This is a genomic window from Sphingobacterium shayense, from assembly GCF_013179575.1.
GTDB classification, from domain to species: domain Bacteria; phylum Bacteroidota; class Bacteroidia; order Sphingobacteriales; family Sphingobacteriaceae; genus Sphingobacterium; species Sphingobacterium shayense.
Window position 1 is genome coordinate 1 of the sequence record NZ_JABMCQ010000189.1, and the last position, 7,203, is coordinate 7,203.

Genomic DNA, 7,203 nt, shown 5'->3' on the forward strand with positions numbered 1-7,203 from the left:
ACGAATTAGGTACAGCCTGAGGAAGGGCCTTGACATGTGGAGCCCACGCGAGCACTACCTTTGGCTTTTCAACTGTTTTGTACTCGTTTATTGTTATAAGATCTGTAAGGCTTTGAAGAGGGTGGCGCGTAGCACTTTCCAAGGAAACAACAGGCACACCACAGAATCTGACAAATTTGTTAAAAAGATCTTCTGTGTAGTCCGCTTCTTTATCTTTCAAACTCGGAAAAGAACGCAACCCGAGAATATCACAATACTCGCCCATAACAGCGGCAGCTTCACGAATATGCTCTACCGTCGCGCCGTTCATGATCACCCCGTCCTGTGTTTCAAGTGCCCATCCTTCTTTGTCCATGTTTAGAACCATAACATTCATACCAAGGTTCATCGCCGCCTTCTGTGTACTTAAACGCGTCCGAAGACTCGGGTTCAAAAATACAAGTCCTAATGTTCGATTTTTGCCTAAAGTTTGAGAATCATATGGTGAAGATTTTAAAGCAAGCGCATCTTTGACGACATCCGTTAGGTCATCAACATCAGAAACGGAAAAAAATTTTTTCATTCAATAAATGGATTAGGCTTTCAATCTTTCATCGAAAGCTGTTAAAAATATATCTGCGATCTCTTTTGTTATATTTAGCGCGGGTAAAATACGAATTACATTTGGTTTTGCCTCACCTGTAAATATGCGATTTTGAGCCAAAAGATCTTTCTTAACATTGCCAAGCTCGCTAGGCAAATCAATACCAATCATCAACCCTCTACCACGAACCTCGATAACCTTATCGAATTTTTTCAATTCACCAATTAAGTAATTACCGACCGACCTAGCATTCTCAAGCAAGTTTTCTTCTTTAATAACATCCAATACCGCGATGGCGGCCGCGCAAGCTAGGTGATTACCGCCGAACGTTGTGCCCAATAGTCCAAATGACGCTTCAAATTTTGGAGAAATAGCTATTCCCGCTATTGGAAAACCGTTCCCCATGCCTTTTGCCATAGTATAAATATCGGCAGAGATACCAGCATAGTCGTGCGAATAAAAATCTCCAGTTCGTCCGTAACCACATTGAACGGAATCCGCAATAAATACAGCGCCAGAAGAATCACACAAGGAACGAATTAGTTTCAAAAACGATACGGACGCTTCGCGGATCCCTCCCACGCCTTGAATACCTTCGATAATGACTGAAGAGATTTCGTGCCCGAAATCGCTAAAAGCATTTATCAATGCTTGTTCATCATTGAAAGGAAGAAACACGACATTGTCTGTTTCATTCACGGGAGCGACGATTGCGGGATTATCGGTTGCGCTTACTGCCAGCGAAGTCCGACCGTGAAATGATTTACGAAATGCCACAATCTTCTTTCTGTTGTTATGGAATGAGGCAAGTTTGAACGCATTTTCGTTCGCTTCTGCACCAGAATTACAGAGAAAAAGTCTGTAATCAATTTTACCGGATATCTCCCCCAACTTTTGAGCAAGTTCCTTTTGTATAGGTATCTCAATTGAATTAGAGTAAAAACCAATATCATTGAGTTGTGCTGTTAACCTAGAAACATAGTGTGGATGTGTATGTCCAATTGAAATAACGGCGTGACCGCCGTACAAATCAAGATACTCATTACCAACACTGTCCCATACTGTAGAGCCTTGGGCTTTTACGATATTTATGGGGTTTATGGGATATACATTAAATAAGTCCATTAAAGTAAATATAATATAGTAGGAAAAACTGTATACAAATATAGTCAGACATGCGCCAATTAACTAACTAAAATCACAATATACACGCAATATGTATATACGAAAAAACCTCGACACACGTGCCGAGGTTTTATATCTTAGAAAATCAAAAAACTTAGTCTTCTTTCTTTTCTTCTGTCGCAGGAGCATCTGTAGTTGGTGTTTCTTCAACCGCAGGAGCTTCTTCTGCTTTTACTTCTTCTGTCGTCTCGGCAGCAACAGTCTCAGTAGCTTTTTTCTTAGCGCCACCGCGACGTCGTGTCGACTTTTTCTCAACTTCAGCTTTGTTACCGTAAACTTCGTTGTAATCAACTAGTTCAATAAATGCCATTTCAGCATTATCACCTAAACGATTTTCCAACTTAATAATACGAGTATAACCACCCGGACGGGTAGCTACTTTTTCAGATATCTCGCGAAACAACGTTGTCACAGCATCCTTATCTTTTAAATAAGCAAACACTGTACGACGTGAATGTGTAGTATCATTTTTTGATTTAGTAATCAAAGGCTCAATATACGTACGCAAAGCTTTTGCTTTCGCCAAAGTAGTAGTTACGCGTTTGTGCTTAATTAATGAAGTCGCCATGTTAGCTAACATCGCCTTACGGTGACTGTCAGTGCGGCCTAAGTGATTTACCTTTTTTCCGTGTCTCATTTGTTCTTAGTTATTTGTGCATACCGTCCGCAATAAAATTTAATTATACCGTGCGGGGAATTATGCAACAGGTCGCTATTTATTATTAATATACAATTATTCTATTCTTCGTCTAATTTATATTTAGACAAATTCATTCCAAAAGATAAACCTTTGGATTTAACAAGTTCTTGAATTTCGCTTAGAGATTTCTTACCGAAATTACGGAACTTTAACATGTCAGCTACATCATAAGTAACTAACTCAGCTAAAGTACGAATATCAGCAGCTTTCAAACAATTCAATGCACGAACTGACAAATCTAGGTCGACTAATTCTGTTTTCAAAATTTTACGCATGTGTAAAATTTCTTCGTCAACAACTTTAGTCTCCTCTTTAGTTTGAGATTCAAGCAACATGTTTTCATCAGAAAACAGCATAAAATGTTGAATCAAAATCTTAGCAGCTTCTTTTAAAGCTTCTTCAGGATGAATAGAACCATCAGTAGAAATATCTAACAACAATTTCTCATAGTCAGTTTTTTGCTCTACTCGATAGTTTTCGATACTATATTTTACATTTTTAATCGGTGTATAGATTGAATCCACTGCGATAAAACCTACTGGACCGTCAGTAACTTTATTTTCTTCAGCATTAACATAACCACGTCCTTTAGCTACCGCTAATTCAACCTCAATCGTAACCGAAGTATCCATATTACAAATAACTAAATCTGGGTTCAACACAGTAAAGTTATTCGAAAACTTAGTAATGTCACCAGCTTTAAATTGCTCTTGACCGTTAATCACTACAAAGATCTTTTCGTTATCACCTTGCTCACCGCTCTTCTTGAAACGAACTTGTTTCAAGTTAAGAATGATCTCAGTAACATCTTCAACAACACCTTTGATAGTAGAGAATTCGTGCGAAACGCCTGAAAACCTTATCGACGTAATTGCATATCCTTCTAGTGAGGACAATAAAATACGGCGCAAAGCATTACCAATAGTTACACCAAAACCTGGCTCTAATGGACGAAATTCGAATGTACCATCAAAATCAGTTGACTTTTGCATGATAACTTTATCCGGTCTTTGAAATGCTAAAATTGCCATTTATTTCTTTTTAAAAGTTTTTATTAATAACGTAAAATATAATAAAATTAAGTATAGTCAATAAAGACTATACTTAATTTTACTAATTATTATTTAGAGTACAACTCTACGATTAAATTCTCTTTAATGTTTTCAGGAATATCTGATCTTTCAGGGAAAGTAACAAAAGTTCCTTGCAACTCGTTAGCGTTCCACTCTAACCAACTAAACTTGTTGATTTTTCTTCCCTCTACAGAAGCACTAATTGCTTCAAGAGTTTTAGAACGTTCACGTACTGCGACTACATCCCCTGGACGTAGGCTATATGATGGGATATTAACGACATTACCGTTAACAGTGATATGCTTGTGCGATACTAACTGACGCGCAGCTGCGCGTGTTGTGGCAATGCCTAAACGGTATACAACGTTATCTAAACGAGCTTCTAACAATTTCAAGAAGTTCTCACCAGTAACACCTTGTTTAGCAGACGCTTTCCCGAACAATGTACGGAATTGACGCTCTAATACACCATAAGTATATTTTGCCTTTTGCTTTTCTAACAACTGAATTGCATATTCAGATTGTTTACCTCTTCTTTTTGAAGGACCATGCTGTCCTGGAGGATAATTCTTTTTTTCTAATGCTTTATCTGGGCCGAAAATTGGTTCCCTGAATTTACGAGCGATTTTGGACTTAGGTCCTGTATATCTTGCCATTTTTTTTCTGTTTGAAGTATCTATCAACCTATAGTTGACGAATCTTATCTTAAAACAATCGTGTTATTAAACTCTTCTACGTTTTGGAGGACGACAACCATTGTGAGGAAGTGGTGTAATATCCTTGATCGTAGTTACATCAATTCCTACTGTCTGTAAAGTACGGATTGCAGACTCGCGTCCAGCACCCGGGCCTTTTACAAAAACTTCCACTTTACGTAACCCCAAATCATGTGCAACTTTACCACAGTCATTTGCTGCTTGAGAAGCTGCATATGGAGTGTTCTTTTTAGAACCACGGAAGCCCATTTTACCAGCTGAAGACCAAGAGATGGTCTGCCCTTGATTGTTCGTTAAAGTAACGATAATGTTGTTAAAGGTAGCATTAATATGAGCTTGACCTACAGGCTCAATAACAACGATACGCTTCTTAGTAACCTTTTTACTTTTAGCCATTTCTTAATTATTATTTAGTAGCTTTCTTCTTATTTGCAACTGTCTTACGTTTACCTTTACGTGTACGTGAGTTGTTTTTAGTACGTTGACCACGAACAGGTAAATGTTTACGGTGACGTAAACCACGGTAACATCCAATATCCATTAAACGTTTAATGTTCAATTGAACTTCAGAACGTAAAGCACCTTCTACTTTAACCTCTTCGTTGATAATAGTACGAATAGCCGCTAGTTGATCATCGTTCCATTCTGATACTTTAACGTCTTCGCTGATACCTGCTTTTTCCAAGATATAAGCAGCAGTAGAACGCCCTACACCGAAAATATAGGTAAGGCCTATAACGCCTCTTTTGTTTTTAGGTAAATCTATACCTGATATCCTTGCCATATAATACTTTAGCGATTTTGTGAATTAAATACTAGCCCTGACGTTGTTTAAACTTAGGGTTCTTTTTGTTGATTACAAAAACTTTTCCTTTGCGACGAATAATCTTACAATCCGCGCTACGTTTTTTTATTGATGCTCTTACTTTCATTGTAGTAATTTTTTTAAAAGCTAACTAAAATTAAAGGGTATGGATCGCTTATTTATAACGATACGTAATCCTACCCTTAGTTAAATCATAGGGAGACATTTCCAACTTAACTTTGTCCCCAGGAAGAATCTTAATATAATGCATACGCATTTTACCAGAGATGTGCGCGATAATCTCGTGACCATTCTCTAATTCTACTCGGAACATAGCGTTTGATAGCGCTTCCCGAATTATACCGTCTTGTTCTATAGAGGCTTGTTTAGCCATATGTTTTAACTTAATTTACGTCTTTAACCTGTATAAACAGGAGTGCAAAGATAAATAAAAATCATTGAATTCCAATTACTTTTTACTCAAAACTTTCTCTACATGTTCAAAGGTCAAAAGTACATCCGGTTTTCCTTTACGAATCGAAACCATCTGTTCAAAATGTGCAGACAATTTTCCATCGACAGTACTCACTGTCCAGCCGTCATCCCAAAATTTAACTCCAGGTTTCCCTGCGTTGATCATTGGTTCAATGCAAATCACCAATCCTTCTTCCAATTTCGGTCCAGAACCTCGTTTACCATAGTTTGGAACTTCAGGCTTTTCATGAAGATATAAACCAACACCGTGGCCTACCAACTCTCTAACAATTCCGTAATTATAAGGGCTAACGTGTTCCTGAACAGCCGATGAAATATCACCTACCCTCTTCCCGGCAACAGCTTGTTCTACCCCTTTAAAAAGAGAAGCTTTAGTGACATCCAAAAGTTGTTGAGCTTCCGCACTAATTTCACCGACACCAAAGGTGTAAGCTGAATCGCTTATAAAACCATTCAAATTCACACCACCGTCCACTGATATTAGATCTCCCTCTTTAATAATGTATTCACTAGGAAAACCGTGAACAATTTGATCATTAACGGAAATACATAAAGAATATGGAAAACCATGATAATTTAAAAAAGCAGGAGTACCACCGTGATCTTGAATAAAATCATAAGCCAGCTTATCGAGCGAAAGCGTGGTAATGCCTGGCTTAATCACTTCTGCAATTTCACCTAGCAATAACGAGAGTACATTAGCTGACTCTCGTATTTGCTCGATTTGCTCTTCTGTTTTATAATAAACTTTGGACATTAATTAAATCACTGATTGGTCAATTCCCTCTACCGACGCGGTTGAACGTCCTTTTACTCTTCCAGTCTTCATCAAACCGTCGTAATGACGCATCAATAAATGACTTTCTATTTGTTGAAGGGTGTCAAGCACTACACCGACTAAAATCAATAATGAAGTCCCTCCGTAGAAATGCGCAAATTGATTGTTAACACCAAACTTACTTGCAATTGCAGGTAAAATTGCGATGATTGCAATAAAAATAGCACCTGGGAAAGTGATCCGTGAAATCACATTATCGATAAAAAGATTCGTGTCATATCCAGGCTTAATACCTGGAATAAAACCGCCATTCTTTTTCATATCCTCAGACATCTGTTGAGGGTTCACCATGATAGCGGTATAGAAAAATGTAAATGCAATAATAAGAACACCGAAGGTCACATTATATGCCAATGACGTATAGTTACTTAATGAAGTTAAAAACTCAGACTGTAAATTTGGAAAAAACTGAGATAACGCCATCGGTAAAAACATAATCGCCTGTGCAAAGATGATTGGCATTACACCTGCAGCATTCACTTTTAAAGGGATATACTGACGCACACCACCTACTTGTTTATTACCAACGATTTTCTTCGCGTACTGAACTGGTACTTTACGAATACCTTGCACCACGAGGATACTGAAAATAACAACAAAAAATAAAGCAAGAAATTCCAATAACAATGGAATCGGGCCACCACCACTAGGACTCATGCGGGATCCCCATTCCGCTACAAGTCCCGCAGGCAACTGTGCAATAATACCCACCATAATGATAAGCGAGATACCATTACCAATACCTTTATCTGTAATTTTTTCACCAAGCCACATCACAAACAAGGTACCTGCTGTCAAGACAATTGCA

At 38.0% G+C, this 7,203-nt stretch carries 11 protein-coding genes; all 11 read right to left on the minus strand.

Annotated features, from left to right (window positions below):
• On the minus strand, nt 1-562 hold a 562-nt coding region (locus HP439_RS16640), incomplete at its 3' end, for a Rossmann-fold NAD(P)-binding domain-containing protein (RefSeq protein WP_484592850.1).
• Nucleotides 563-574: 12 nt separating this feature from the next.
• Entirely contained in the window at nt 575-1,708 is a 1,134-nt protein-coding gene (locus HP439_RS16645; RefSeq protein ID WP_172391469.1) for an aspartate aminotransferase family protein, read from the minus strand.
• Between the two features lie 154 nt (nt 1,709-1,862).
• The gene (gene rplQ / locus HP439_RS16650; RefSeq protein ID WP_172391470.1) at nt 1,863-2,405 is read right to left on the minus strand and encodes a 50S ribosomal protein L17; all 543 of its coding nucleotides are present in this window, start codon (nt 2,403-2,405) and stop codon (nt 1,863-1,865) included.
• 101 nt (nt 2,406-2,506) lie between these two features.
• On the minus strand, nt 2,507-3,499 hold the full coding sequence (locus HP439_RS16655; protein ID WP_172391471.1) for a DNA-directed RNA polymerase subunit alpha: 993 nt from the start codon (nt 3,497-3,499) through the stop codon (nt 2,507-2,509).
• An 89-nt stretch (nt 3,500-3,588) separates the two neighbouring features.
• Nucleotides 3,589-4,197: a 30S ribosomal protein S4 gene (gene rpsD / locus HP439_RS16660; RefSeq protein WP_172391472.1), complete on the minus strand. Its 609-nt coding sequence runs from the start codon at nt 4,195-4,197 to the stop codon at nt 3,589-3,591.
• Nucleotides 4,198-4,263: 66 nt separating this feature from the next.
• Nucleotides 4,264-4,653, minus strand: a complete 390-nt coding sequence (gene rpsK / locus HP439_RS16665; protein ID WP_172391473.1) for a 30S ribosomal protein S11 — start codon at nt 4,651-4,653, stop codon at nt 4,264-4,266.
• 10 nt (nt 4,654-4,663) lie between these two features.
• Nucleotides 4,664-5,041 (minus strand): 30S ribosomal protein S13, encoded by a 378-nt coding sequence (gene rpsM / locus HP439_RS16670; RefSeq protein WP_172391474.1) that lies wholly within the window; start codon nt 5,039-5,041, stop codon nt 4,664-4,666.
• A gap of 31 nt (nt 5,042-5,072) precedes the next feature.
• Entirely contained in the window at nt 5,073-5,189 is a 117-nt protein-coding gene (ykgO, locus tag HP439_RS16675; protein ID WP_013665024.1) for a type B 50S ribosomal protein L36, read from the minus strand.
• A 48-nt stretch (nt 5,190-5,237) separates the two neighbouring features.
• Nucleotides 5,238-5,456: a translation initiation factor IF-1 gene (gene infA, locus HP439_RS16680; protein ID WP_002997456.1), complete on the minus strand. Its 219-nt coding sequence runs from the start codon at nt 5,454-5,456 to the stop codon at nt 5,238-5,240.
• Nucleotides 5,457-5,531: 75 nt separating this feature from the next.
• Nucleotides 5,532-6,314: a type I methionyl aminopeptidase gene (gene map, locus HP439_RS16685; RefSeq protein WP_172391475.1), complete on the minus strand. Its 783-nt coding sequence runs from the start codon at nt 6,312-6,314 to the stop codon at nt 5,532-5,534.
• A 3-nt stretch (nt 6,315-6,317) separates the two neighbouring features.
• Nucleotides 6,318-7,203 (minus strand): preprotein translocase subunit SecY (locus tag HP439_RS16690; RefSeq protein WP_172391476.1); only part of this gene is annotated, 886 nt, incomplete at its 5' end.

Coding starts and splice junctions, on each gene's coding strand:
- HP439_RS16645 (WP_172391469.1), bottom strand. CDS start 1,708: ATGGACTTATTTAATGTATATCCCATAAACCCCATAAATATCGTAAAA.
- rplQ (WP_172391470.1), bottom strand. CDS start 2,405: ATGAGACACGGAAAAAAGGTAAATCACTTAGGCCGCACTGACAGTCAC.
- HP439_RS16655 (WP_172391471.1), bottom strand. CDS start 3,499: ATGGCAATTTTAGCATTTCAAAGACCGGATAAAGTTATCATGCAAAAG.
- rpsD (WP_172391472.1), bottom strand. CDS start 4,197: ATGGCAAGATATACAGGACCTAAGTCCAAAATCGCTCGTAAATTCAGG.
- rpsK (WP_172391473.1), bottom strand. CDS start 4,653: ATGGCTAAAAGTAAAAAGGTTACTAAGAAGCGTATCGTTGTTATTGAG.
- rpsM (WP_172391474.1), bottom strand. CDS start 5,041: ATGGCAAGGATATCAGGTATAGATTTACCTAAAAACAAAAGAGGCGTT.
- ykgO (WP_013665024.1), bottom strand. CDS start 5,189: ATGAAAGTAAGAGCATCAATAAAAAAACGTAGCGCGGATTGTAAGATT.
- infA (WP_002997456.1), bottom strand. CDS start 5,456: ATGGCTAAACAAGCCTCTATAGAACAAGACGGTATAATTCGGGAAGCG.
- map (WP_172391475.1), bottom strand. CDS start 6,314: ATGTCCAAAGTTTATTATAAAACAGAAGAGCAAATCGAGCAAATACGA.